This window comes from Paenibacillus algicola (assembly GCF_005577435.1).
GTDB classification, from domain to species: domain Bacteria; phylum Bacillota; class Bacilli; order Paenibacillales; family Paenibacillaceae; genus Paenibacillus_AQ; species Paenibacillus_AQ algicola.
Genome location: NZ_CP040396.1, coordinates 3,416,890 through 3,442,818, shown reverse-complemented (window position 1 = coordinate 3,442,818; position 25,929 = coordinate 3,416,890). Strand labels below are relative to the sequence as shown.

25 protein-coding genes, 1 tRNA gene and 1 pseudogene are annotated in these 25,929 nt (G+C 52.9%); 25 read left to right on the top strand and 2 right to left on the bottom strand.

Annotated features, from left to right (window positions below; translation table 11 throughout):
• The first annotated feature begins 160 nt into the window (after positions 1-160).
• From E6C60_RS16160 to E6C60_RS16135, 6 genes are all read left to right on the top strand, one after another.
• Entirely contained in the window at positions 161-517 is a 357-nt protein-coding gene (locus tag E6C60_RS16160; protein ID WP_138226786.1) for a helix-turn-helix domain-containing protein, read from the top strand.
• Positions 518-694: 177 nt separating this feature from the next.
• Positions 695-777: transfer RNA gene (locus tag E6C60_RS16155), tRNA-Leu, on the top strand.
• A gap of 183 nt (positions 778-960) precedes the next feature.
• Positions 961-1,380 carry an organic hydroperoxide resistance protein gene (locus E6C60_RS16150; RefSeq protein WP_138226785.1) on the top strand — a complete coding sequence of 140 codons (420 nt, stop codon included), beginning with the start codon at positions 961-963 and terminating at the stop codon, positions 1,378-1,380.
• A 165-nt stretch (positions 1,381-1,545) separates the two neighbouring features.
• The gene (locus E6C60_RS16145) at positions 1,546-1,788 is read left to right on the top strand and encodes a zinc ribbon domain-containing protein (protein WP_138226784.1); all 243 of its coding nucleotides are present in this window, start codon (positions 1,546-1,548) and stop codon (positions 1,786-1,788) included.
• 89 nt (positions 1,789-1,877) lie between these two features.
• Positions 1,878-2,156 (top strand): hypothetical protein, encoded by a 279-nt coding sequence (locus tag E6C60_RS16140; RefSeq protein WP_138226783.1) that lies wholly within the window; start codon positions 1,878-1,880, stop codon positions 2,154-2,156.
• A 79-nt stretch (positions 2,157-2,235) separates the two neighbouring features.
• The gene (locus tag E6C60_RS16135) at positions 2,236-2,634 is read left to right on the top strand and encodes a thiol-disulfide oxidoreductase DCC family protein (RefSeq protein WP_397331284.1); all 399 of its coding nucleotides are present in this window, start codon (positions 2,236-2,238) and stop codon (positions 2,632-2,634) included.
• Positions 2,635-2,636: 2 nt separating this feature from the next.
• Here E6C60_RS16135 and E6C60_RS16130 read toward each other — a convergent pair whose 3' ends face one another.
• A complete protein-coding gene (locus E6C60_RS16130) occupies positions 2,637-3,491 on the bottom strand; it encodes a thermonuclease family protein (RefSeq protein WP_138226781.1) in 855 nt (284 codons plus the stop codon).
• A gap of 288 nt (positions 3,492-3,779) precedes the next feature.
• On the opposite strand from E6C60_RS16130, the gene E6C60_RS16125 reads away from it, so the two are divergent.
• The 11 genes and pseudogenes from E6C60_RS16125 to E6C60_RS16080 all read left to right on the top strand — a co-directional run bounded on the left by E6C60_RS16125 (position 3,780) and on the right by E6C60_RS16080 (position 14,639).
• A complete protein-coding gene (locus E6C60_RS16125; protein ID WP_217496344.1) occupies positions 3,780-4,973 on the top strand; it encodes a P-loop NTPase family protein in 1,194 nt (397 codons plus the stop codon).
• The gene (locus tag E6C60_RS16120) at positions 4,970-6,229 is read left to right on the top strand and encodes a TadA family conjugal transfer-associated ATPase (RefSeq protein WP_138226779.1); all 1,260 of its coding nucleotides are present in this window, start codon (positions 4,970-4,972) and stop codon (positions 6,227-6,229) included. Before E6C60_RS16125 ends, E6C60_RS16120 begins: the two co-directional genes overlap by 4 nt.
• 53 nt (positions 6,230-6,282) lie before the next feature.
• Entirely contained in the window at positions 6,283-7,044 is a 762-nt protein-coding gene (locus E6C60_RS16115) for a type II secretion system F family protein (RefSeq protein WP_138226778.1), read from the top strand.
• Positions 7,045-7,083: 39 nt separating this feature from the next.
• Positions 7,084-7,956: a type II secretion system F family protein gene (locus tag E6C60_RS16110; RefSeq protein WP_138226777.1), complete on the top strand. Its 873-nt coding sequence runs from the start codon at positions 7,084-7,086 to the stop codon at positions 7,954-7,956.
• A 17-nt stretch (positions 7,957-7,973) separates the two neighbouring features.
• The gene (locus tag E6C60_RS16105; protein WP_138226776.1) at positions 7,974-8,165 is read left to right on the top strand and encodes a Flp1 family type IVb pilin; all 192 of its coding nucleotides are present in this window, start codon (positions 7,974-7,976) and stop codon (positions 8,163-8,165) included.
• Positions 8,137-8,298 (top strand): annotated as a pseudogene (locus tag E6C60_RS21515) (TadE/TadG family type IV pilus assembly protein); the annotation flags it as partial. The gene E6C60_RS16105 and the pseudogene E6C60_RS21515, both read left to right, overlap by 29 nt.
• Before the next feature lie 33 nt (positions 8,299-8,331).
• Complete coding sequence (locus tag E6C60_RS16100) at positions 8,332-8,832, top strand: pilus assembly protein (RefSeq protein WP_233281274.1); 501 nt, start codon at positions 8,332-8,334, stop codon at positions 8,830-8,832.
• Positions 8,832-11,024 (top strand): hypothetical protein, encoded by a 2,193-nt coding sequence (locus E6C60_RS16095; protein WP_138226774.1) that lies wholly within the window; start codon positions 8,832-8,834, stop codon positions 11,022-11,024. The genes E6C60_RS16100 and E6C60_RS16095 overlap by 1 nt, the downstream gene beginning before the upstream one ends.
• Before the next feature lie 9 nt (positions 11,025-11,033).
• Entirely contained in the window at positions 11,034-12,050 is a 1,017-nt protein-coding gene (locus tag E6C60_RS16090) for a TadE/TadG family type IV pilus assembly protein (RefSeq protein ID WP_233281038.1), read from the top strand.
• Between the two features lie 36 nt (positions 12,051-12,086).
• The gene (locus E6C60_RS16085; RefSeq protein WP_138226773.1) at positions 12,087-12,593 is read left to right on the top strand and encodes an A24 family peptidase; all 507 of its coding nucleotides are present in this window, start codon (positions 12,087-12,089) and stop codon (positions 12,591-12,593) included.
• A gap of 21 nt (positions 12,594-12,614) precedes the next feature.
• Entirely contained in the window at positions 12,615-14,639 is a 2,025-nt protein-coding gene (locus E6C60_RS16080; RefSeq protein WP_233281256.1) for a DUF6382 domain-containing protein, read from the top strand.
• A gap of 181 nt (positions 14,640-14,820) precedes the next feature.
• Here the strand turns inward: E6C60_RS16080 and E6C60_RS16075 are convergent, their stop codons facing one another.
• Positions 14,821-15,294 carry a DUF2621 domain-containing protein gene (locus E6C60_RS16075; protein WP_138226771.1) on the bottom strand — a complete coding sequence of 158 codons (474 nt, stop codon included), beginning with the start codon at positions 15,292-15,294 and terminating at the stop codon, positions 14,821-14,823.
• Between the two features lie 133 nt (positions 15,295-15,427).
• Between E6C60_RS16075 and E6C60_RS16070 the strand changes: the two genes are divergently transcribed.
• From E6C60_RS16070 to E6C60_RS16035, 8 genes are all read left to right on the top strand, one after another.
• A complete protein-coding gene (locus tag E6C60_RS16070) occupies positions 15,428-16,543 on the top strand; it encodes a deoxyribonuclease IV (RefSeq protein ID WP_138226770.1) in 1,116 nt (371 codons plus the stop codon).
• Positions 16,544-16,738: 195 nt separating this feature from the next.
• Entirely contained in the window at positions 16,739-17,632 is an 894-nt protein-coding gene (purU, locus tag E6C60_RS16065; RefSeq protein WP_138226769.1) for a formyltetrahydrofolate deformylase, read from the top strand.
• 294 nt (positions 17,633-17,926) lie between these two features.
• Complete coding sequence (locus tag E6C60_RS16060; RefSeq protein WP_138226768.1) at positions 17,927-20,266, top strand: DUF7408 domain-containing protein; 2,340 nt, start codon at positions 17,927-17,929, stop codon at positions 20,264-20,266.
• The gene (locus E6C60_RS16055; protein ID WP_138226767.1) at positions 20,267-21,196 is read left to right on the top strand and encodes an ABC transporter ATP-binding protein; all 930 of its coding nucleotides are present in this window, start codon (positions 20,267-20,269) and stop codon (positions 21,194-21,196) included.
• On the top strand, positions 21,193-22,143 hold the full coding sequence (locus tag E6C60_RS16050; protein WP_138226766.1) for an ABC transporter permease: 951 nt from the start codon (positions 21,193-21,195) through the stop codon (positions 22,141-22,143). Before E6C60_RS16055 ends, E6C60_RS16050 begins: the two co-directional genes overlap by 4 nt.
• Before the next feature lie 59 nt (positions 22,144-22,202).
• The gene (locus E6C60_RS16045; RefSeq protein ID WP_138226765.1) at positions 22,203-23,894 is read left to right on the top strand and encodes a coiled-coil domain-containing protein; all 1,692 of its coding nucleotides are present in this window, start codon (positions 22,203-22,205) and stop codon (positions 23,892-23,894) included.
• A 26-nt stretch (positions 23,895-23,920) separates the two neighbouring features.
• Positions 23,921-24,910, top strand: coding sequence for an AAA family ATPase (locus E6C60_RS16040; RefSeq protein WP_138226764.1), 990 nt, complete (start codon positions 23,921-23,923; stop codon positions 24,908-24,910).
• Positions 24,907-25,860: a DUF58 domain-containing protein gene (locus E6C60_RS16035; RefSeq protein WP_138226763.1), complete on the top strand. Its 954-nt coding sequence runs from the start codon at positions 24,907-24,909 to the stop codon at positions 25,858-25,860. Before E6C60_RS16040 ends, E6C60_RS16035 begins: the two co-directional genes overlap by 4 nt.
• Positions 25,861-25,929 lie beyond the last annotated feature (69 nt).

The window sequence follows — 25,929 nt, the reverse complement described above, 5'->3', positions numbered from 1 at the left end:
TCGTGCCTCCAATTCAAATCTGGGTGCAGTAACAGTGCGATGACAAATGTGGTATAATTTAGACGTAATGCACCTATTATACACTTATCTAAGTATGGTGTCAATAATGCATGACGTACATAAGTGATTTTTTTTAGGGATCAGGAAGGCGGTTCTTTCAATGCACTCGATATATCAACGAATTGAACAGCTTATCGAAAGCCGGGGGATGACAAAAAAAGCATTTTGTGAAGCGCTGGGAATTAGTACCGGGAACTTCGGGGATTGGAAGAGGGGTAAGACGACGCCGAGCACGAATAAGCTGATTGAAATTTCAGCTTTTTTCTCTGTCAGCCTGGATTGGCTCATTGTGGGCCGCGGAACACCGGAAGGGATTATGGAAGAGCGCGAAGGTTATGAATGGGATCAGGCAGCCAAGGAGAAGCATCTGGATGGCCTGTCTGAGAAGGAGAAGAATTTCATTCAGGAATATATAGCGTTTACGGAGTACCGGAAGAAGAGGAACAAGAAGCTTTAAATTCATTTTCGGTTTCAACAACCGCAGTTTAAGGAGCAGCCGTGCTTGAGGGCTGTTCTTTTTATTTGATGCTGAGGCAGTGGCTTCAAGTGCATAGGTACAGGCGCAGATCATGCTTTACTTCCACAAGCAAGCAAGGTATAATAGGAATGTTCTCCTCAAGAGGAAGCTTATTATGCGGTAGTGGTGGAATGGCAGACACGCTATCTTGAGGGGGTAGTGGGTGTATACCCGTGGAGGTTCGAGTCCTCTCTACCGCATCGCAATGTGAAGCAGCCTTTCGTTGAATACTCAGCGAAAGGCTGCTTTTTTGCATACTCCATCCCGGGGTTGGAAATGCTATTTGACGGTCATTCACCCGATTTTACGTTTCAATTACAGTGAGACGTTTATAAAACAAATGTGGATATTAGTTTTTTCTAACCGAAGGAGATGATTTTGTGATGCAGGCAATGTATACAGCAGATGTGAAGGTTAAAGGCGGAAGAAACGGATCCCTGGAGTCCTCCGATGGTGCGTTAAAGCATAATCTTTCCATGCCGAAGGAGCTTGGCGGACCCGGCGGAGACGGTACGAATCCAGAGCAGCTGTTTGCGGCGGGATATGGTGCCTGCTACGAGAGTGCCTTGGCGAATGTTGCCCGAAAGGAAGGCGTCAAGCTGGACAATGTGACGGTACATTCCCAGGTTATGATTGGCAAGGATGACAGCGACGGCGGCTTCAAGCTGGCGGTGAAGCTCAATGTAGACATGCCGGGGATTGATCGTGCTCAAGCCGAGGATTTGGCCAAGAAAGCGCATGATTTCTGTCCTTATTCCAAGGCTACCCGCGGAAACATTGATGTAGAATTAAATGTAGTGTAATCAAGGAACGGGTCTGCGGCATAGCAGCAGCTCATATATGAAGGCGGGCTCATTGGGAGCCCGTCTTTTTGACGTGAAGACCTGAATTTGTGAAGAAAATGAACCGAAATGAAGCGCATGCCGTAAAGAAGGATATGTTGAATCGGGAAGGGAGACGGGAAGTTTATGAAAATTGAGGATATGATTGCGGAACGTTTTGTTTGCACGAAATGTAAGGGGACCGAGTGCAAGACGAAAGAGGTATCCATGTCCGGAGCCGGCCTCAGTAAGATGTTTGATATTCAGCATAATCACTTTTTGTTCGTATCCTGTATGGACTGTGGATATGTAGAAGTGTTCAATCCGGATATTCTGGAGGGGAAAAAGCGGGGACAGCTGGGCTCCATCTTTGACGTCTTCTTTGGTTGACATTGCCCCTGAAATTCTTTAATATGTCTAAGTACCGGAAAGTACAATGTACTAATGAACGAGAAATTTAAGATAAATGGGTGATGCACATGCCATACAGACCGCAGATTACCAATGTAACTAAAGCCGGAAACAATGAGAAGGACGGGCTTTATGAGTTCATCATCAATCTGGCAGACGGAACCGATTGCCGCGTGTTTTACAACCGTTATCCAGAATGGAAATTGACGAATGTCAGCCGTCTGGGCAAGACGCCTTGTCCCGTATGCCGCAAGGATTTCATTTGCAGATGCATGGAGAAGTTTTCTTCGGATTTTGATGAGCAGATGAAAGAGGGAGAATGGCTGAGCAAGGCAGCTGCCGAATAATTGAATGAGGCACAACGACAGCGTGGACTTTGGTATGAGTTCCACGCTATTTTTGTACATTTTATCTGGAGGAATGAGGATGACGGATCACGTTATTGTACTGATCGATGGTGTATGCCATTTATGCCAAGGTCTTACGCGCTTTATCATCAAACGGGATCCTGAAGGGCGCTTTCGCTTTGCCTCCCAGCAGTCGGACATTGGGCAGGAGCTCCTTCTTGCGGGGGGGCTGTCTCCAGAGCTGAATAATACCGTAATTGTCATTGAAGGAGGAACCTATTATACGAAGTCCGCTGCTGCGTTGAGGATTGCAAAGCGGCTGCCGCTGCCATGGCCGCTTTTTTACGTCTTCGTGATGGTACCCCCTTTTATCAGGAATCCTGTTTACCAATGGGTCGCTAATAACCGGTATCGCTGGTTCGGAAAGTCTGAAGAGTGTATGATTCCGACTCCGGAGATCCGCCGTCGCTTTCTGTAATGCTAGCTCTTCGGCGCCCGAAATCCGGCAGCCTCAGCTTCCTGCTCACTGCAGAACCACGCCTCCGGATCGGTAGCGTCATAATATCTGGATTCCGGCGTGTGGTAGATTTTATCTCCTTTGGAGTTGATATTGCCTTTAATGCTGCAGCCATTGGCCGGAGTCTTGTCTTCCGCTGGTGTGGCTTTGGATGCTGGCTCTTCAGCTTCAGCTGCTGCAGTATCATCAAAGTGCTCGGGATAAAAGCCGTCCTCCTGTGCATAATTTTCTACACTCCAGATGCCTTGCGCCTCATTGCGGCTGTCCTGCTGAAGTCCGTTGAATTTATCGACATATCGCACATTGGGTGGATAAATGTAGGCGACCCGCGCGAGACCTTCATGTAGAAGGGCTTCCTGGACCATCACCCCATCGGCATAGACATAGGCGAGCAGGCGTCCATATTTATCGCGGTTGGGCCCAATATCAAATTCCAGCTCCAGAAGGTCTGCTTCTTCTACCATACGGGCAGTAAAGTCCTTGGCTTCCGGGCCGTACGGCTGTACGCCGAGCTGAGGGTGACTGGTTTCGGGTGTATCAATCAGAAGAAAACGAACATTCTCCTCTTGTCCCTGCCACTCTACCCGGATGGTATCTCCATCCACGGCTCTAACTAGCTGAACCGGTGCTTTAGCGATATCCAGTTGGTCGGTTTCATATCCTTTGCCGGAGACGGGAGGTGCAGAGTTCTTGTCAGCCCCGTAGGATGAAGCAGGTGCTTGCCCGGAAGCCGGGACTTGGGGGCGTTCTGCGTGGTCACTACCGCAGCCGGTCAGCAGCGAGGCTGCAAGCAGCGCAGGGATCAGTTTCAATCTCATGATGATTCTCCTCTTTAAGTAGTTGTAATAGGTGTTAGATAGGGAGCGCGTTATGTAGTTCAACTGTATATAAACCGACATCGACTCGGAACACTTGTTCCATTGTATTATGATAGGTTTGCCGAGGTTTGGCAAGGGTGCCTATAGCAGCAGATAGGGTGGGAATGATCCAAAATTTCGGTTGCAGACCCCGGGAGTATATGCTATCCTATGTAAAAATATAACAAGACGACGGAAGCACCGTTCTATGACTGCAGATGCTGCAGTATAGAAGGGTGCTTTTTTGCGTTGTCTTGGGAAAAGGAGAATGGAGATATGGATCCGGTGAGGCTGGTACTGGCAGTACAGGACCCTCCATATGCAGAAGCCGTCCTAAATTATGTGCAATCCTGCGATGATGCCACTCGTTTACAGATTGCGGCATTTACTCGCTTGGATGCCCTGCAGCAGTACAAGGAAAAGGGAAAGCAGCATGATCTGGTCGTCCTGGATGGAGCTATGCTGGAGGCCTGGAGGGGCCTTGAGCTGCCTTTGATCCCGGGACGGTGGATTTACCTGAGTGACGGGAGCATCGACCCTGTGGCGGAGCATGAGGTGGCTGTACCGAAATATCAGCCGATCCCGGAGCTGCTGAGCGGATGGCTTGCTCGAGCGGGCCGAAGTGTGCACAGCAGCCATACGGGCCGGGAGCTTCGGTCTGGAGGGACCCATGTACTCGGAATGGTCTCGGCAATAGGTCATTGCGGCAAGACGATGATTGCCATGAGCATAGCGCGGCAGCTCGCGGAGCTGGGCTGCCGGGTGCTGTATCTTAATCTGGAAATGCTGAACTCCAGTGAGCAGCTGTTGTCCGAGGAACGTCTGCAGGGCGGCAAGAGCAGCTTTTCCCGGCTGCTGTACGACCTGAAGGTGCTTCAGGAGAACGGAGAAGAGATCGATCTGGAGCCGTACATTGTCAGGAAGGAAGCGTTGAAATGCGATGGACTGGTTGGCGGTGCTGAGGTGAAGGAGATGCTGGAGATGAATGCAGACGATACGGCTGCTCTGCTGGGAGCTCTGCAGGGCCTGAATCGTTATGACATGATCGTTGTTGATAACGATGGATTAAACCAGAAGCTGCTTCAGGCGGTCACCCGGCATGCGGATGAATTGCTCTGGGTCCTGACTGCGGATCATACAGGGCAATGGAAGACGGGGAAGTGGATACAGCATCTTGGCACCCAAGAGATGAACGGCACAGACTTCGCAGCGAAGAGTCGATTTATCATAAACCGCTATACGCCTAAGCTGGATTCAAGGAAGCAGGAGATAACAGCAGATCATGTTCTGCCAATGATGAACAGCTGGGACGGCAGTAACCTATTGGAGCAGCTTCATACTCCTGCCTTTCAGAAGGAGATTCTGAAGCTGTGCCATGAGCTGTATGGAACCGCTCAGTCCTCCGGAGCCTTCATGGATGGAATGCGTGGTGGCGGCAGATGAGTCTGGACGAGATGTTCCACTCGATACGTAATGAAGTCCGGGGCAGTCTGGATTTGTCTGCGGCTGTGAGCAATCGGGAGCTGATGGCGCAGATTGAGGATTATGCCTGGCGCCGGAGCGACATCTCGTCACTGACGGCAGCGCAGAAGCGGGAGCTGATTCGCCGTGTGTTTGATTCCTTTCGCGGTCTGGATGTGCTTCAGCCTCTGGTTGACAATCCAGCGATCACTGAAATCATGATTAACAGCCATGAAGAAGTGTTCATCGAACAGGAAGGCGAGGTCAAGAAGCTAAATGTCCGGTTTGAGTCCAGGAACAGGCTGGAGGATATTATCCAGAGTGTTGTCGGGTCCGTGAATCGGGTCGTGAATGAATCGTCTCCCATTGTCGACGCCAGGCTGCAGAATGGCTCCCGCGTAAATATCGTGCTGCCGCCTGTTGCGCTGAAGGGACCGACCATGACCATTCGCAAGTTTCCGGAGTCTCCGATGACGATGGGGCAGCTGGTGGAGCGGGGGGCGTTATCGTCTGAAGCTGCGGAGCTGCTTCGCATTTTGGTGAGGAGTAAATATAACATTTTTATAAGCGGAGGCACAGGCTCCGGGAAGACGACCTTTCTTAATGCGTTGTCTCAATACATTCCGGGAGATGAGCGGGTGATCACGATTGAGGATTCTGCCGAGCTGAAGATCGTCACGGTTCCCAATCTTGTAGCACTGGAGACCAGGAATGCAAATACCGAAGGGAAGGGCGAGATCAATATTCGAGATCTTATCCGCTCCTCTCTTCGCATGAGACCCAATCGGATTATTGTAGGCGAGGTTCGCGGCAGTGAGGCGCTGGACATGCTGCAGGCGATGAACACGGGACATGACGGGTCGCTGTCTACAGGACATAGCAACAGCAGCAAGGATATGATCAGTCGACTGGAAACCATGGTGCTTAGCGGTGGAGAGCTTCCTGTGCAGGTGGTTCGTCAGCAGATCAGCTCGGCGGTGGATATTCTGGTTCATTTATCTCGGCTGCGCGACCGCTCGCGCCGCGTAACAGAGATCAGTGAGGTGGCAGGGCTAAGGGAAGGGGAGGTTCAGCTAAATCCGCTGTATCGTTTCGTGGAGCGGGGAGAGTCTGACGGACGGCTGCGGGGTGAACTGGAACGCTGCGGCAATCCTATTGTACATACGGACAAGCTCTTGATGGCCGGAATGACACGGTGGCCCCTGCAGGAGCTCGGAGAAGCTTCAGAGGGGCTGTGACAAAGGCAGGGAGTCAAGTGATTTTACTGCCATGAAGGGAAGGGAGGAGGACTATGCAAAGACAGATACAGCTCAGGGATTACAAGCAGTACACGCTCTCATCAAAGCAGCGGATCAGCTTCGCCATCATCGGCTGTGTTCTTTGCTTCATAGCGGGCCATTTGTTCTATCAGAACCTGCTGCTGTCGCTGCTGGTGGCCCCGGCAGGCTTGCTGCTGCCGCGGTTTTGGCGGCAGCATCTGCTTCAGCGACAAAGATCGGCGCTGAATCTTCATTTCAAGCAGGCGTTGTATTCCCTCTCGTCCTCTCTGTCTGCGGGACGTTCTGTCGAGAATGGCTTTAAGGATGCGACTGAGGATTTGAGGCTGCTTTATCCAGGACAGGAGAATGACATGATGTTTGAGCTTCGGGTCATCACAGCCAGGCTTGAGATCGGCGAACCTGTGGAGGCAGCGTTACAGGATTTTGCGGTCCGGGCAGGACTTGATGATATATCCAGCTTCGCCGATGTTTTTGTCACCTGCAAAAGAACAGGCGGAGATTTGGTAGAGGTGATCCGCCGGACCTCCTCCGTCATTGGAGAGAAGCTGGATATCCAGCAGGAAATTGCCGTGATGGTGGCACAGAAGAAATTTGAATCCAAAGCGATGATGGCTGCACCGTTCCTGCTCCTGTTATTTATGAATTTCACGGCAGGTGATTATATGCAGCCTATGCATAATAGCGGCGCTGGTATTGTGATTTCAACGCTGGCTCTGAGTGCGCTTGCCGGCTGCTGCTGGTGGATTTCAAGAATGATGGATATTCGCGTCTAGAGACAGCGGGATACTTCAGAGGCTGAGGTGATAAAGGAAATGCTGACATTTGGTGCGGCGGTACTGCTGATATTGCTGGCAGGAGCCTGGCTGGGGCTTTATTACCGTCACCATGCGCGGTACCGGCTCTGGAGCCGGATTCCGGTGAGTGGACTGAAGCTGCAGAAATGGCTTGCACCGGGATTGCACCTGCTGGAACGCACTTCTCTTTTGCAGCGTGCACCTACGCTGTATTATCGGACTGAACGTTCCGTACAGAAGCTGCACGGCCTGCGTTTAAGCAGAGAGAAGACATTGCTGGTTCTCGCAGAGGCTATGTCATATGGATGGGCTGCGCTGATCGCAGGCAGCTCCATAGCTCTACTAACCGGAGAGGGTATAGGGATGATCGCGGGCGTGCTGCTCGGAGGTCTGCTGCCGATATCCATGCTGCGTGATCTGGAGCGCAGGGTGATCATGCGGGAGCAGGATATTGTAATGGAGCTTCCAGAGCTGCTCAACAAGCTGGTCCTGCTCGTCGGGGCAGGTGAAACCGTGCAAAAGGCTTTGCTGCACTGCTGTCATCGTGCAGACAACGATACGCATCCGCTCTATATGGAGCTGAGGATGATGGTTTCCGAGTGGGAAGGCGGTCATTCCTTTCAGGAGGCATTTGAGCAATTCAGCAGGCGCTGCGCGGTGCAGGAGATTTCCGTGTTTACGACCACAGTGCTTCTTCATTTCAAAAGGGGTGGAAGCGACTTTGTATTAGCCCTGCGGGATCTATCGCGAGTGCTGTGGGAGAAAAGAAAGGCTATTGCCCGCACAAGAGGGGAGCAGGCCTCCTCCAAGCTGGTGTTTCCGATGGTTGTTATTTTCATGGTAGTTCTGGTCTTGATCGGAGCTCCGGCATTAATGATGATAAATATCTAGAAGGGAATGGATAAGTTATGAAATTATCTACAATTATGAATCCGGTAAGACGCTTTTGGAAGGATGAGGAGGGGCTGGGAACGCTGGAGGTGATTTTGATTATTGTGGTGATTCTGGTCATTGCTCTGATATTTAAAGAACAGATCACGATCTTGGTAAACAATCTTTTTGACAATGTAAATGAGAAAACTGAAGAGTTTCTTAAGTAGTCGATCGTTGTGGAGGGATGCCAGAGGACAGTTTACAATTGAAGCCTCTCTCGTTCTTCCAATCGTGTTCCTCGTCGTAGCTATGCTGTTATTCCTATGCCTGTATCTGTATCAGAAATCCTTTCTCACCCAAGCGTCTTCCGCCGTGTCAGAGCGTGCCTCCTTCATGTGGGACAACAGTTATAAGGAAGCAGTCAGCGGCTCGGTTGAACCTGGCCTGTATGACAGCCTGTATTGGCGATTGAAGGATGACCATCTGCTGTCAGGCTTGTTTCAGTTAGGGCAAGCTGAGAGGCAGGTGTCCCTTCAGCTGCCTGGAGGAGCGGCTTCAGAAGCTGATTTACCCGAAGTAAAGCTGTCCAAGGCATCATTGGCGGTACCGGCTGGCATGGAGGGAGAGCTGCGTTATGAGAACAAGCTGCTGCTGCGGCGGGTGTATACTCAGCTGTCCTGGCCATCTGTCATCCAGCCGCTGGATCATTTACTGTCCGGGGGGATGGAGCTTAAAGCTTTGTCTCAGTCGGTGATCGTGGATCCGGTGGAGTTTATACGGACTGTGGAGCTGATGCGCTATTATGGCTCCCGATTTGCACAATCCGGGGGAGGCCGTATGGATCCGAAAGCCGCTGCACAGGTGCTGGGACGATTTGGGGGAGAGCTCCAGTGATGAGAAGAGTTTTTCAGAGAGAAGAAGGCGCGGTATCTATTTTTTTGATGATCGCGTTATCGGTCGTGTTTATGTTCGTTGCCGTGTTTATTGATTATGCGAGAATTGCCGCGATGAAGGTGCAAGGGGAACGTCTGGCTCATGCTGCGGTGCGCTCTGTCATGTCAGCTTATGATCCGCAGCTTCAGCAGAACTATGGACTTTATGCGATTGGCGAGACCCGCGGAGATCTGATCATGGGAAAAGCTTTAAATGAAAGCCTCAAGCCATCCTCCCGTGCAGATGCATTTCCGCTGCTCCCGTTACGGCTTGACAGCTCAGCGCTTCAGCTACAACGGCCGCTGGGGACCTATGACATCTTTAATCGCCAGATTAGTGAGGATATGAAGTACAAAGCCCCTATTGATTTTACATTGGAGATGCTAAGTAAATTCAAGCCGATGTCTCAATCCATGAAGGAGGCCTCGAGCACCTTTGATGTCCTGAAGAAGCTCGGCAAGCTGTACGACCAGCGGGAGAAAGCGCTGGACGATATGCTGGAGAAGCAAAGAAAGGCAGGGCAGCAGGCGCCGCCATTATCCAGGCTAGTCCTGCAGCCTCCGGGCAGTCAGATCTCTGATGAAGTCCTTGGAGGAGCCATTGCAACGGCAGGCGATGCGGCATCTCAATACCAGGATTACATGAATAAATCAGCCGAGGATGCATCGCGGGAGAGCGATGAGAAGCTGTATACCGACCTGCTCCGGAAATACCTGGAGGGCACTGCCTCCATGTCTTCCACTCTTGCTGCAGGGGTCAGGGGAGCCTCATCGAGGCATGAGGCTCTGCTTCAGGAGGCGGAAGAGCACTTTAAGAAAGCGCAGCAGCTGAATGAAGAGATGAAGCAGGTCATTGAAGAAGCGGAGTTCCGTTCTGCCAGCAGCGGGTATGATGCGCTATCTCATCAAAGCGTACCGGGCACGGACAGTAGCAGCGCTGGAGATGCGCCGCCCATGATTCAGTCCATTCGGCAGCAGACCGGAAAGCTGATTCATCATGATTCAATTCTAGACAGCTTTCAAGCTGAAATCAATCGTCAGAAGAATGAGTGGGGGCCTGTGGTGCAGAAACTGGACGCACTGGCAGGCTCTCTCGGAAGCTCCGCAGCAGCATCTTCCGTTAGTAGAGCCAGCAGATCTGTGGAGGAATACATTCAGGAATATAGTGATCCCGGGACAAGAAATAAATTGAGTCAGAAGCAGCTTGAGCTAGAGCAGCTTCGTTCCTCGGACAAAGAACGGAAAGCGCTGGAAGGAGAGGCTCGCGGAAAGCTGAAGCAGGCTGAGCGATGGATGGCGGCTCTTCATGGGGGCAAAGAGAGTGGCAAGGTTCAGGCTCAGTTCAAGGAGCTCAAGCGTTATTACGACGACAGCCTGTCCTTTAACGCGGTGGCTGCCGAGGAAGACCGCAGAGGGACAGAGTGGGAGAGTGATCCCTATGACGCGGGGCATGCCTCCATGGATCAGATGGATGGTTCCTTCGCTGCCATGGGAGGGCTGATGGATGGCGTTATGGATGAGCTGTTTCAGAATGAATACGCCGTGCACTATTTCTCGCACTACGACATAACTGAGCTGTCCGGGCTTTCAGATCCCGGCACGCTGTCTGGCTTTACGCCACCTGATCTCAAAGAGCAGGAAGTGGAGTATATCCTATACGGCTTCCACAACGGATACGCCAATATTGCTGCTGCTTACGGTGAGATTTTTGCGTCTCGCCTGGCCATTCGAACGATGGAGGGCTTTGTGGTCAACAGCAATAAAGGAAACCCGCTCTTGATTCTCGCAGCGGCGATCCTGTACGGCGTCGAGAAGGCCATTGAAGATATGATTGAACTGAGCACGAAAGGGTCGGTGGAGCTGTCCAGATATATGCCGGTTGAAATGACCTACAGAGATCATTTGAGATTGTTTCTGTTTCTACATAGCCATAACGACAAGAAAATGTCGCGCATGCTGGCGCTCATTCGTTTTCATACCGGCATCAACCCGGCGGAAAGAACAACCTACGCCTCGGGTGAGATCGAGCTGGGAATGAAGCTATGGTTTCTTCCTGGAGTGACTGAGGCTCTGGGGGCGGTAATGGGTCACGGTGATGATGCTGTAAAGGGCAATGAATATATCATTACTCGCCGAGCAGATTTTTCCTATTAGGAGACAGCGATGATGAAATGGACAGTAAGGAAGACGCCGCCGGAAATGAAACAGCGGAACGCTGCATGTGAAGCCGGCAGCATGGTGCTGGAGGCCGCAATGGTGCTTCCGCTGTTTATGTTTTTTGTCATTTTTCTAATTTATATCATTCAAATGACCATTATTTCGACCGCTCTGCAGACGATGGTATCGGACAGTGTGAAGACTGTGGCAGCGCATATATACCCGGTCTCGAACGCAGTACAGTCATCAGGCGGGGCGAAGAGAGAGGGAGAGATGGAGTCAGGGGGCTCCTCTCTCGAAAATGCCTCCAGCTCGCACTGGGAGGTTCCCAAGCTCTCCCTTCAAGACTGGGCAGCAAGGTACAGCGCTACTTTACCTGAGCCTGTGAAGGGCTGGATGAATACTGCCGCGGCAGCAGGAGACGAGCCTTTACAGCAGCTGAAGAATCAGGCCGCCGAGGCCGTACTAGATCCGGTCATCAAGCCGATGCTCCGGCCTTTTATTCCGGGAGGACTGCTGGAATATGAGCGTATTCATGTATCCAATGTCTCCATTCCCAATTTGAAGAGCGGCAAGCATCCATATTTCGGGATTGAGGTCAGCTATGAGCTTCCAATCCAGGTTCCGTTCTTGAACCGAAGCATTGTGCTTCAGGCCAAATCCCAGGAACGGCTCTGGATCGGAGATACCGGAGAGGGGGGCTCAGAAGGTGATGCTGGGGCTGAAGATGGAGCAGCGGGTGGAATTGAACTGCTGGAAAAGCCGAACCCTGCTGTGGCCAGCAAGCAAGCGCGGGTTAGAGCCAAGCTGGCTCCGGGTACTTCCGCACAAATGTCGGTGTATTACAAATCCGGAAAAAGTACAGCCAAGTACTTGGGCTGGAAAACCGCAGATGAGCAGGGCTTCATTGAATGGGAGTGGAACGTCGGCTTTAATACAACGCCAGGGTCCTGGCCCTTTGTCATTGAAACTGCAGACGGTGACAGGATCGAGGTCATGTTTACTGTGGTTGAAAGGCCCTAGATCGGCGGTAGAACGAAAGAGAAAGGACGAGGTACGATGAATATCGCTTTTTGGATGTGTGCTGTGTTTCTTGCGGCAGCTTTCGTCATGGATCTGCGGTACATGAGAATTCCTAATATGCTCACGGTGCCCTCTGCATTGCTGGGCTTGGGATATCACGGCGTTACCGGGGGCGTGGAGGGTGTATTGTTTTCGCTGCAGGGCATGGCAGCAGGCTTTGGCATTGTGCTCGTGATGTATCTGGCTGGAGCCGTCGGCGCAGGGGATGTAAAGCTCTTCGGGGCAATTGGTGCCTGGTGCGGGCTATGGTTTACGATTCAGGGCGTGTTCTATTCCGTGTTCTGTGCTGGCATCATTGGTCTTTGCATCGTGATATGGCGCCGGGAGGTCCGGCTTCGCTTCAAAAGGATTGTTTTTCAGGCTGCTGAAATGATGAGGTTTAAAGCGGCCTTCAGCAGCAAACAGCAAGGCGGGCAGCTGCGCTTTCCATTTATGCTGGCGGTGCTGCCGGGAATGCTCTGGACTTATTTTGCTCAAATGTAGGAGGGAACAGCCGTGTTCGGAATGACACGTGATTTTGTTCAGAATGCCGGGACACTAATGGTGCTGGCAAAAGATCAGGGGCTGGATGAAAAGGACATCAGTCATGTTCAGATGGGGATGATCCGGGCTGTCAGCATTCCGCACTTTTTGCCGCTCTATCTCAAGGAAATGGACTGCAGCATAACACTGGAATATAACATCTCCGGCAAAAAAATGCTGTCACAGGTGCTGCGAACCGAAAAGCTGACTTTGACCGAATTCTATGCCCTGCTGCTCCAGATCGTCACGGCGCTTCAGGATAGCGGGAAGTACATGCTCAAAGCAGACCAGTACGTTTTGAATGAAGAATACATGTTTCTGGAGGGGCCGCTGCACAGCGGACTGATCTATCTTACCTACCTGCCGTTTACCGCGGGTGTATGGGCTTCGGAGCAAAGCCTGGCTGACAGCATTAAAAGCCTGATTACCCGCTGGCTTGCTCTTGTTAAAGAACTGCAGGGCAATGGTATTCAATCGCTCCTGCACGCCTGTTCACAGGAAGAGTTTGAGCTGGCCGGGCTGAAGAAGCTGCTGCTGGGCTTAATGGCTGGGTCGGGTGAACATGATGCGGCTGTTCAACACCAAGCAGAGGTCGCGGAGCATGTATCCCACACAGCGGATCCCCTGCATCTGCGGCGCAGTGCGGATACCCGGAGTAAGCCGAATGTGAAAAACGAGCCAAATCCGCTGAATGCCTCTCATATGCTGCCCAGTGCGCCGCAAATTCCACACATCCGTAATGGCTCCAGCTCTTCAAAGAGTCCTGTGACTCCTTTCCCGGGAGCAGCTCAACCGCAGCGTGGGCGAGAGGAACGCCCTCTGCAAACGGTGTGGAATGCCGATTCCGTGAAGCAGCTGCAGGTGAACGTGACAACAGGCTCGCCGGGATTACCAGCATCCGGAGCATCCGGAACTGAAGCTTGGGAGAGCGGCGGCTGGGATGAGCTATATGATGATGAGCCGAGGCAAACCTCCTCCAGCGTGTACTGGCTGCTGGGCGGTTTGCTCGCGATCGCTGTGGTGTGGCGCTTTGTATATATGGATGCACCATCATCTGGAGGGATGTGGTTGTCCAGCGCAGCTTCCGCTGTTCTTGGCATTATCGCCGTTCTGGGCTGGAAAGGGAGGCTCGGCCTGCTCCAAGGCTGGTTCTCGAAAAAGGTGTCAGATCGTATGGATGCCGGAATGCCTGAGGATGTGTCGGGACCGCTTCACTTCGACCGGAAAGAGGCAGAGAAGCATATCTTCTCTTTGGAGCGGTTTACCGGCCTGCTGTCGGGGCGGGGTGGAAAGAAGGACCGTAGCGGCCATACCCCAGATCTGGACTCCCCGCCCGGGTCGGAGAAATGGAGATGGAACAAGCCTCCTTCTTCAGGCCATGACTACGGAGATCATGGTGACGATCAGTTGTCGCCGCATGATGAAGGCTTGCCTGGGAGCGGGTATCGCGATTCGGCCAATGTGCGAAATGCCGGCTCTATGGCACTTTATGACGGTGCTGTAAACAACCAGGCGATGCCGATGGATCAGCTGCTGCAGGAGCGCTTTCAAGGATCGTCCATCGGAGGGATCGGCAAAGATCCTGCGGCAGTAAGCGCGTCCGGGTTCGCGGCTGCGGCTGCTGTTTCTGAAGACGGAGGGACTGTGCTGCTGCAGCCCCGAACAGGATATGGGTCAGATGCAGCAGATAGCACAGGCAGCCCGCGCCCCTATCTGGAGGTATCCTTGCCTTCCCGGCAGGAATCTGAACGGGTAGAGCTTGACCAGGCTCACTTTATTATTGGCCGTTCCGGTGAGGTCGCCCAGTACGTGGCGGCGTCAGCAGGTGTATCTCGTGCGCATGTCGAGCTGTCCCGGAGCCCGGAAGGCTACAAAATCAAGGATCTCGGCTCCAGAAATGGAACGCTTCTGCGCGGGGAGCCTATGGTGGCTTACAAGGAATATATGCTGGGAGAAGGAGATGTATTTGTGATTGCTGAAGGGCAGTATACGTTTCGGGCCTCTTGAGAGCTGACTTGCTGAAGCTGTGCGATGCTCTATGCCCGATGCCCTATGCCTTTCACATTATACCGCTTCGGTCATCAGCCCCCTCTTTCTCCTAACAGAGGATTTCACAGAACAGACTGCTGCTGTATGTAAGCCAGAATAACAAAGACCGCACGGCCCGAAGGCTGGCGGTCTTGTTTCATTATTTATTGATTAAGTGCTGGTAAGGAGAATAATCGATGCCTTTTTTGTGAAGAAAGTTCATTAGGAATTTGTAATCCCGGCGCGGTGTCGCGACGATATAGCCTTTGATGCAGTGATCACGTGTGACTTCCCTCGCTCCGCTCTCTACGGCAATCTTGCCGATCTCGGCAGCAATGGAATGCTTGGCGATATCGCGGAATGGGCCGGGCACGGGCTGTACTAATTCATCCAGAAAGCTCTTCGATTCGTCCGTCCACAGGGGGCGGCTGGTCTCTACCCAATGGTTCTGCCAGTCGAGCTTGGACTTGCCGTCTGCCTTGGGCAGCACCTTCAGGAATTTACGAAACATAAAAAATCCGCCGACCGTCATCAAGCCGAGCATGACCCAGCCCCAAAAAGCGATTGAATACATAAACCATGACGGTGGACCGCTGGTGGTCAAGGTCTGGAAGGATGCCGAAAGGTTAACCATATATAGAATCTCACCTCAATACGTTCTTTTCCAAAAAGACAGCTTTCGTAAGAATTATATCGCATTTCTAGATTTATTTCAGCTTTCGGGCTAAAATAGGTGATAATTGTTTGAAAAAAAAGGGGGATGCAGCATGCTGAAAATCGGTTCCCACGTGTCCTTCTCCGGACAGGGGCTCCTGACAGCGGCAACGGAGGCCAATTCATACGGCTCCAGCTCGTTTATGATATATACCGGCGCACCGCAGAATACGCGGCGTAAGCCCATGGATACGATGTTCCTTGAAGAAGGAAATGCTCTAATGAAGGAAATCGGTATTGATGAAATTGTCGTGCATGCGCCTTACATTATCAATCTGGGCTCCTATAAGGAGAATACCTATGAGCTGGCGGTAACGTTTTTACAGGAAGAAATCCGCCGTACGCAGGCTGCGGGCGTGAACAACATCGTGCTTCACCCTGGTGCGTATACGGACATGGATGCCGATTATGGGATCGACCGGATTGCACAAGGGCTGAACGAGGTGCTCGGGGGCACGAATGAAACCGAGGTCAAGATCGCCCTGGAAACGATGGCAGGCAAAGGCACGGAGATGGGACGAAGCTTCGAGGAAATGGCCCGGATCATTGATAAAGTGAAGTACAATGAACGACTTGCAATCTGCCTCGATACCTGTCACGTGCATGATGCCGGCTACGACATTGTAGAAAATCTGGACGGTGTGCTGGACGAGTTTCACCGGCTGATTGGACTGGACCGTCTTACTGTGGTGCACTTGAATGACAGCAAGAATCCGCGCGGTGCAGCCAAAGACCGTCACACTCCGCTGGGTACAGGCTGGATCGGCTACGAGGCGATCCAGAAGGTGGTTCACCATGAACGGCTTCAGGGCAGACCATTCATTCTGGAGACGCCGTGGATTGGCAAGGATGCCAAAACCCAGCGTCCGATGTACGAGATTGAAATTGCGCTTCTCCGCGGCAATGTGGAAGAACGCTTTGGATCGGAATTTCTGTCACAGGTGAAGGAGCTTGGCGCTTTCTTTGAGGGACAGAACATTTCAGGCCGGTCGTTCGTGCTGGACACTTGGAATTTGCTCAAGTCGGACGCCAAGGCGAAGAAGGCTGATCCCCGTGAGCCCATGGAACGGCTGTATGATCTTGTTGCGGGTGCAGGCCTGCTGCCGGACGTAAGTGAAGAAGGAATAAATCAGCGTATCGTTGCCTGGCTTGCGGGACAGGGAAAATAAGCTCTAAGCTCATGCTGGCTGTTAGAAGAAGGAGATCGAACGTCTGACCTTAGCGTCACCGGCGGCACGCCATGTCATGAAGTGATGCCGAAGAAGACAGAACGGCCGCCTGCTGGAATTAGGGACAAGCCTGCAAGCAGCGGCCGCGCCTGATTGAAGATCATTTTAGAAGGAATCAGAAGGAGTACATTTACAATGGACATTCACATTCACAAAAATACACCGTCCGCGGCTGAGCGCGAGAACCGTGCCCGCATGCTGATTGCGTGCCCGGACGGACCCGGCATCGTAGCTGCGGTGTCCCGCTTCCTGCATGAGCATGGAGCGAACATCGTTCAATCCGATCAATATACGATGGACCCTGCCGGGGGCATGTTCTTCATGCGCATCGAGTTCGATTTGCCGGAGCTGGCGCACAAGCTGCCGGAGCTGGAGACCTCATTCCGTGAAGTCGCTGAGCGGTTCAGCATGGAATGGAATATTAACAACACTTCACGCAAAAAGCGTCTTGCGATCTTCGTCTCCAAGGAGGATCATTGTCTGGTCGAGCTGCTATGGCAATGGCAGGCCGGTGATCTGGATGCAGACATCGCTATGGTGGTTAGCAATCATACAGACATGCAGGAGTATGTCGAGTCATTCGGGATTCCGTTCCATCATATCCCGGTCACCGCGGATACCAAACCGGAAGCGGAGCAAAGGCAGCTTGACGTGATCGGAGAGGATATTGACGTAATCATCCTCGCCCGCTATATGCAGATTATCAGTCCGCAATTTATTCAGCATTATCGCAACCGGATCATCAATATTCACCACTCGTTCCTGCCCGCATTTGTCGGCGGCAAGCCGTATGCTCAAGCCTATAACCGCGGCGTCAAAATCATCGGCGCAACGGCCCACTACGTAACCGAGGAGCTGGATGGCGGTCCGATTATCGAGCAAGACGTTCAGCGTGTCAGCCACCGGGATGAGGTCACTGAGCTGAAGCGGATCGGTCGGACGATCGAGAGGGTAGTGCTGGCCAGAGCGGTAAAGTGGCATATTGAGGACCGCATCTTAGTGCATCACAACAAAACGGTAGTATTCTAAGAGGGCTTTGCCTGTCTTTGTCTAAAACCACGAATAACCAAGCTCCAATGCTCTATATGAAGCAAACATTGAATATGCCTATTGGAGCAGCCGAATACTTGCTGCAGAGATCAACATCCCGCTCCTTTTTCATGTGGAGCGGGATGTTTTTTTTGTGGATCAGCAAACTTTTAGCCACGGTGATTCGTCTTACATCATAGAAGGCATAGACCAAGAACTTCATATACATAAGAACTGCTTGGAAGCCATGGTCGTCAGATATAAGGAGAGGGGAATTATACGTTGTCATTGTCCATGATAAGAAAAGGATGTCTGCTGCTGACAGCCATCTTGCTGCTGGCGGCTGGCTTGGCTGTTCCGCAGCTAAGCGGCACAGCGAACGCGGCACCTCAGGTTGAAATGCAGACAGAGCTAGGGTACGAGGGAGTGTTCAAGCAAGGGAAATGGAATCCATTAAGAATCATGCTAAAGAGCAGTGAGGATCTCGCCGGCGATATCGTGATCCAGCTGCAGAACAATAACGGTATGGGGGAGGCAGCTTCATACGTTCAGCGGGTGGAGCTGCCTAAAGATACAGAGAAAGAGATCGTCATTGCGATTCCCGGCGTCTTTCTGACGAAGGATAACAATACAATCACCTTCTATGAGGGTTCCTACAGTGAAGGAAAGCCGGTTGCGATCTCCGGCAGCAAAACCTACTTGACCAAAAGTGCCGTTGCAAGCACGCTTGTCGGTGTGCTGTCCGCGGACCCGGATACGATGAATTTTCTGAACACTTTGAACGGAAAGGGCAACAGCATAATCAGAGCTCCACTTCAGGCAGATGATATTTATGAGGATGCTATGCTGCTGGATGGTCTGGACGTGCTGGTCATGAACAATTTTGCCTCGGATACCCTGACAGAGCGACAGCAGGAGAGCATCAATTCATGGGTTCAATCCGGAGGGACGCTGGTTCTGTCCGGCGGGGCAGGCTACGCCAAGACCTCCGCACCGTTTCTCGACATCGCTCCGGTACAGCCGGAAGGAACAATGGACGTTGACAGCTTGCCGGAGCTGGTACAGCTGGGCAGAAAACCGCTTAGTCTGGCGGACACACTGACCCTTTCCAAGGGTTCGGTCGTGGAAGGGGCGGTCGTTGATACGATAACAGCAGGTGCGCCGCTGTTTGCTCATCGCGATGTGGGACAGGGCAAGGTTCGGTATGCCGCATACGACGTCAGCATGGAGCCCGTCAGTTCCTGGGCGGGACACGCTGCAGTCTGGGCTTCGGTTCTAAAGAATGACCTGCCGATGAGTAATGGTGGATATAACCCGTCCATGGACCAGCTCAGCTATACGTTGGAATTTTTTCCTTCTATTCAAATGCCATCGTTCCCCGTGCTGCTCTGGATGCTGATTATTTACGCCTTCGTTGCGGCACCGCTGCTATACTTTATCCTCAAGAAGGCGGATAAGCGGGAATGGGCCTGGTTTCTCATTCCGCTGGTCGCGGTCATTGCAAGTGCCGCCGTATATATGGCAGGCTCTACCGACAAGACAGAGGAAATGGCGCACACGCTGAATATTGTGGAGCTGGATGGAGCCGGCCTAGGAAATATAGATACGGCCACGGCATTATTTACACCTCGAAGTGGTGATTACCAGGTTGAATTCCCGCAGAACACGTATGTGAAAACCCAGCGCAGATCAGGCGGCTTCGTGACTAATCTGGGAGAAAATAAAAACTTCATCCGCGTGGAGCAGGAGCAGACGAAGCTGGAGCTAAGGGACATGCCGCAATGGTCACTCGCTAAAATGTGGGCTCGGCGTGCAGCGCCTGAGCAAACCGGACAATTTGCGGTTACCCTCGACATTAATGATAACGGCGAAATCGCCGGGAAAGTAACCAATGAAACGCTTCATGATTTGGATCAGGTTGTGCTCGTAGTGGGCGGCACCGCCTATAAGGTTGGAGATATTCCAGCCCGGGGAACAGCAGATATTCCGTCAGACAAGAAGTCCATGATCACGTTAATGGGATCTGATCTGGCGTATCAGCTTTATCCATACCAGAACCAGGGCAGGGATTCTTTTAATCGGCAGCGGGATATGTTGTCCGCGTACACGTATCAGCAGGGTAATTTCTCGACCAGTGCGTATGTTGTGGGGTGGAGTGACGAGGAGCTGTCGAGCTATACGGTTGGAGGAAGCTTCATCCCGAGCGACCAGCTTAATCTGTGGACCCAGAGTGTAGAGCTGGACTGGAGCCAAAAAGGTGCCTTCAGCATTCCGTATGGTTTCCTGACTCCTCAAGTAAGTCAGGTCAATGCCACGAACTTTTTTGTTTATCCGCACGGCATTGAAATGGGTCAAGGAAGCATCACGGCGGAGTTTCAACTCCTGAGCAATCCAAATGCCAGATATGATGAATTCTCAATCAAAGAAATCAAGCAGGGAAACAACATTACCATGGAAATCTGGAATGCAGAGCAAGCGGCTTGGGAGGTGCTTCCTGCCAATCAGAATACGTATGACGTCACGGACAATACAGAGCGTTACATTGTAGATAACCAAATCCGACTCTCCATCCAATCCAAGGGCCAGGGGATGATCCAGATGCCGGAGCTGACCTTAAAGGGGGAGAATCAATAAATGATAGAAATCAGAGATCTGAAAAAGCGATACGGCTCCTTTGAAGCCCTGAAGGGGATCAATCTCGACATTGAGCAAGGAACGGTATTCGGCTTTGTTGGGCCGAACGGAGCCGGTAAATCAACCACCATGTCTATTCTCGCCACGCTGGCTCTGCCTACCTCGGGAACAGCCAAGGTGGGGGGCTATGAGGTGACCGAGTATCCCAAGGAGGTGCGCAAGCGGATTGGCTATATGCCGGATTTCTTCGGTGTGTACGATCAGCTGAAGGCGACAGAATACCTTCACTTCTACGGAGCTAGCTACGGGCTTCCGCGTGCAGAGCGGGAAAAGCTGATTCCCCAGCTGCTGGAGCTCGTCAATCTGAGCGATAAAAAGGATACCTATGTCGACAGCCTGTCACGCGGGATGAAGCAGCGGCTTTGCCTGGCCCGGTGTCTGGTGCATGATCCGGAGGTGCTTATTCTGGATGAGCCGGCCTCAGGGCTGGACCCGAGAGCGCGGATTGAGATGCGCGAAATATTGAAAGAGCTGAAGCTGATGGGCAAGACGATTATTATCTCCTCGCATATCCTGCCCGAGCTGGCAGAGATGGTGGACCAGATCGGAGTTATCGAGCATGGAGAGATGGTGGCCCAGGGCAAGGTGTCGGATATCCAGAATCGCCTGCGTGTCAAAAAGGTCATCCACATTCGCACACTAGAGCCGGAGAGCGGCCTGAGCGACAAGCTTCGGGATGAGCCGTTTGTGACCTCGGTGCTGACTGACAATACGGGAGTGCATGTGCATTTTAGTGGTGATGATGCCCAGCAGAGCGAGTTGCTGCGGAAAGTTATTTCCTGGGGAATTCCTGTGGTGTCATTTCAGGAGGCACAGAGTAATCTGGAGGATGTATTCCTTGAAATCACGAAGGGAGGGACTGCGGAATGAACTGGAGCCGAAAACTAATCAATCCGGTGCTGGATAAAGAATTCCGACTTCGCATGCGCTCCCCGAAATCCATGCTGTCTGTCCTTTTGTATGTGATGGCACTGGGCGGAGTGGCCATGGCTTTTATCTATATATTTCTGTATTTAGAGCAGGGCGGACAGCAGCGTTTTGACCCTTCCATGAGCCGATCCATGTTCTATGTACTAAGCTTTGCTCAGCTTGTTCTGATTGCATTCATGGCACCGGCCCTGACCGCCGGCGTCATTAGCAGCGAGCGGGAAAAGCAGACGCTTAGCATGCTGCTGACGACTCAGCAGAGCTCGGCTACGATCGTGCTGAGCAAGCTGCTGTCTTCACTCAGCTTTATGGCTCTGATCGTTTTATCTACATTGCCAGTGTACAGTATTGTGTTTTTATATGGAGGAATTTCACCCCAGCAGCTTATCTCAGTGTTTTTATTTTATTTATTCGTTATGCTGCTGCTGGGCTCGCTTGGTGTCATGTTCTCAACCCTGTTCAAAAGAACGATTGTTGCGATCATCGTCACCTACGGAGCGGGATTGTTTATTTTCCTCGGGACCGGACTGCTTTTTTTGTTTTTTATGAGTCTGGATTCACGGGATCTGATGATCAATGGAGCACCGCCCGTGAACTCGATCTCCTGGACCGGGTATATTCTGGGACTGAACCCTGCTGGTGCGCTCATCAGCTTGTTTGAGCCGAGCTTTTCCAAAGAGGTTTTTTACATGATGCGGGGAGGCTCTTCGCTGAACAGTAAAGCGCCGATCCAGCTGTGGCAAGAGTTTGTAATCGTGTATTCGGTCGTTATTGTGCTGGTTCTCATGGTTGCAATCCGGAAGATTCGGCCTGTTAAGCGGGGCAGCTGGATGAGGAGAAAATCAACCAAGCCGCAGCAGCCGCCTGAAAGCGTTAGCCGCGAAGGCTAGATGAATATTTAAAGCACAGGTACAGCTGTGTCTGCACATCAGAGAAAGGGGCGTAAGGAATGGACAGTATTTTGCGACTCATTGAAGCTGCCAGACGAAGGCTGCAGGCGTTTAAGGCGGCAGTGTATGGATTGTACGGCTTGTTGGCCGGCCTGCTGCTTGCGCTGATTCTGCTTGCAATGGGACGGATTGTCCCAATCCCGGCGCTGAACATATGGGCTTCAGTCCTTCCTGTCGCAGGATTGCTCATCGGAGGGGCAGGGGGCTGGCTCCGGCGGGTGCCCCTGAAGGAAGCCGCTGCCGTCATGGACAACGTGCCGGAAGGCGTGGAACGGAGCGATATGATGACGACAGCGCTGTCGTTCGCCCGTGAGGATTCAGCAGCTGTACGCTATCAGCGTCAGCAAGCGGAAGGCTATGGTCAGCAATATGTGGACAGGATTCAGAGCCGGCTGCCAGTACCCAGACCGCAGAAGCTGATCATAGCGAGCAGCCTGGGCGTGCTGGCTATGCTGATCCTGATGCTGATTCCAAATTCCATGGACCAGAAGATCGAAGCGGCGAAAGAGCAGCGCCAGTGGGTGAAAGAGCAGATTCAGAAGAGTGAAGAGCTTGCCGAGTCACTACAAAATGAGGGGGAGAGCTCTGAAGAGAAGCAGCAGCTGCTGGAGCAGATTCAAGAGCTGAAGCAGCAGCTTCAAGCACTGAAGCAGCCGGAGGAAGCGCTGGAGAAGCTGGAGCAAGCTATGGAGAAGCTGGACAAAATGACAAAGCAGCAAGAGGCGCTGTCCAAGAAGGTATTCCAGCTCGCTCAGCAGATGCAGCAGCAGCCCCGGCTGGCGCAGGCAGGCCAGAGCCTGGAGCAAGGGAAGACGGAGCAGCTGAAGCAGGATCTGGACCGTTTGAAGCAGGAGGCGGCCAAGATGTCAGAGGAAGAGAAAAATAAGCTGGCCGAGGAGCTGGAGAAGCTGGCAGAAGAAGCAGCCAAGAAAGAAGCTGACCCGCTGTCCAGTGCTCTTCAAATGGCTTCAGAAAGTCTGAAGAAAGGCTTGACTGAGGAGCAGCAGCAGGCGCTGCAGGAGCTGGCGGAGGAGCTGGCCAAGGCAGCACAGGGCAAGAATGCTGCTGAAGCGGCCTCTTCCCTTTCATCAGAGCTGGCCTCAGCAGTGGCCTCCCAAGGCTTGAAGCTGGCGGAACAGATGGCGGCTTCGGGTATGCAGGTATCGGACTCCTGGGCACGAGGCGGCAGTGCAGAAGCGCTCGCACAAGGCAGTGGCGCTGAAGGGCAAGCTTCAGAGCAGACCGAAGGGGCCGGCTCGGATAGCGGCTCTTCAGCTGGTGCGCAGGGGACAGGTGGCCAGGGCTCGGGCCAAGGCCAAGGGTCTGGTCAGGAAGGCGCCGGCGGACAGGGCACTGGCACAGGCCAGGGAACGGGTGGCGCCGGCGGTGGAAGAGGCGGCCAAGGTTCAGGTGCCGGACTCAGCAGCGGAGGCCGGGAGCTGGTCACAACTCCCCGTGGCCTGGAAGGCAGCGGCAATGTGCAGAATGATAAGGGAGAGCTGAACGGAACCGGCGGAGACATTCAAAAGGGCGGCGTATCGCCAACGATGCCAGGGACATCAAGGCCGTATGAGGAAGTATATCAGGATTATGCTGTACAGGCGCGGCGCTCGCTGGAGCGCAATCTTCTTCCCGAGCAGATGCAGGGACTGGTCGAGGACTATTTTACCCAAATCAATCCGAATCCGTAGACTGATCAAGAAAGGCAGGACATAGTATGTCTGAGATTATGATGAAACCGAAGGAATGGACCGATCAAATAGCCAGACTCCGGCAGCAGATTGGTCAAGTCATTGTGGGGCAGGAGGAAGTGGTAGAGCAAATGCTGTGGTGTATTTTCGCCGGCGGTCATGCGCTGCTGGAGGGGATACCTGGACTTGGGAAAACGATGCTGGTCAGCACGATCTCCAAAGCGCTGGATTTATCCTTTTCCCGAATCCAGTTCACACCCGATCTGATGCCAAGTGACATTACGGGTACGAACATTCTGTCCTTCGGACAGCAGGGCAGTACGGGAATGTCATTTCAAAAAGGCCCGCTGTTCAGCAGCATCGTGCTGGCTGATGAGATTAACCGTGCCACACCGAAGACTCAAAGCGCCCTGCTGGAGGCGATGCAGGAGAAGACGGTAACGGTGGGCGGTGAGACGCATACGCTCCCGAGACCCTTTTTCGTTCTGGCTACCCAAAACCCGCTGGAGAATGAAGGGACCTATCCGCTTCCTGAGGCCCAGCTCGACCGTTTTCTGCTCAAAATTGAGGTTTCCTACCCTAGCAGGGAGGAGCTGAAGGAGATTGTAAAGCGAACAACGTCTTCTCGGGAAATCGGGGTGGAGAAGCAAATGACAGCAGCTGAGCTGCTGGATATTCAACAAGGGGCGAAGCAAATTCTCGTTGCCGATGAAGTGCTGGATTATGCAGTTCGGCTGCTCATGATGACTCATCCGGAGGATGCATCAGCAACGGAGGGAGTACGCAGATACGTCCGGTATGGCTCGGGTCCCCGCGGCGTGCAGTCCATCATTGCCATCGGCAAGGTGCGCGCATTCTTCAAAGGACGAATGCATCTGTCCACCGGTGATATCAATGCCTGTGCGCTGCCGGCACTGCGTCACCGTCTGTTCCTGAACTTTGAAGGCCAGGCGATGGGCGTGACGACCGATACCGTCATCCGCGAAATTATGGAGCAGCTGGAGAAAGGGGTGTGAGCGGGTCCAAGCATCTGCTGCCGCCGGAGTGGCTGACCCGGCTGGAGCGGCTGAGCCTGAATACCCGATCCCGGGTGGCAGGGACCCTTCAGGGCAAGCGGCGTTCGCGGAGGCTGGGCTCGTCTTTGGAGTTTGCGGATTACCGGCTGTATGCGCCGGGCGATGATGTACGCCGGTTTGACTGGGGCGTCTATTCCCGGACCGGTAAGGCGTTCGTCAGACAATTCATGGACGAGCAGGAGCTAATGGTCAGCATCTACGTGGATTGCTCGGCTTCCATGGCTGGCATTCAAGGCACGGAAGCTGGCACAGGAGGCGGACCGAGCACAAGCCAGAGCAGAGCGGCAGCCGACAAATGGCTGCTGGCGCGCCAGCTCGCCGCAAGCATCGGATATTTGGCGCTATCCTCATATGACCGGCTGCAGCTGGCATGCTACAGCAAATCAATGGATTCCAGGCTGCCTGTGCTGCGGGGAAAAGGGGCTGCCCACCGGCTGTTCTCCCATCTTCAGCAGGCTCCTCTAGGCGGAGACGGAAGCCTCGCCGCTGCGTTATCGGTACCGGGTGCTTTGCCCCGTCTGCCCGGAATGACGTGGATTTTTTCGGATTGCTGGCTGGAAGGCGGCGAAGAGGAGCTGTCCCGTTCATTGTCGCTGCTAGCAGGGGCAGGGCAGGAGGTCGTGCTCGTGCAGGTGCTGTCCCGGGAGGAACTGGAACCGCGCTTTGCGGGGGATCTTCGCCTTGTGGATGTGGAGACAGGCGGAGGCAAGGAGGTCGCCGTAACGTCAAGGCTGCTGGAAGCTTATCGGGAGGAGCTGGATCGCTATCAGGGGATGCTGGCCAGAGTATGTGCCGAAAGAGGAATGTCCTACGTGCTCATTCCGGAGGATATGCCGCTGCAGGAGGCGGTGTTTGGTATCCTGGCCGGCGCAGGTCTGGTCAAGAGCTGAAATGCATGCCGCAGGGCAGCATTGTAATGTACGAATTTGAAGAATTACTTGTTATTTGCTTTTATTTGC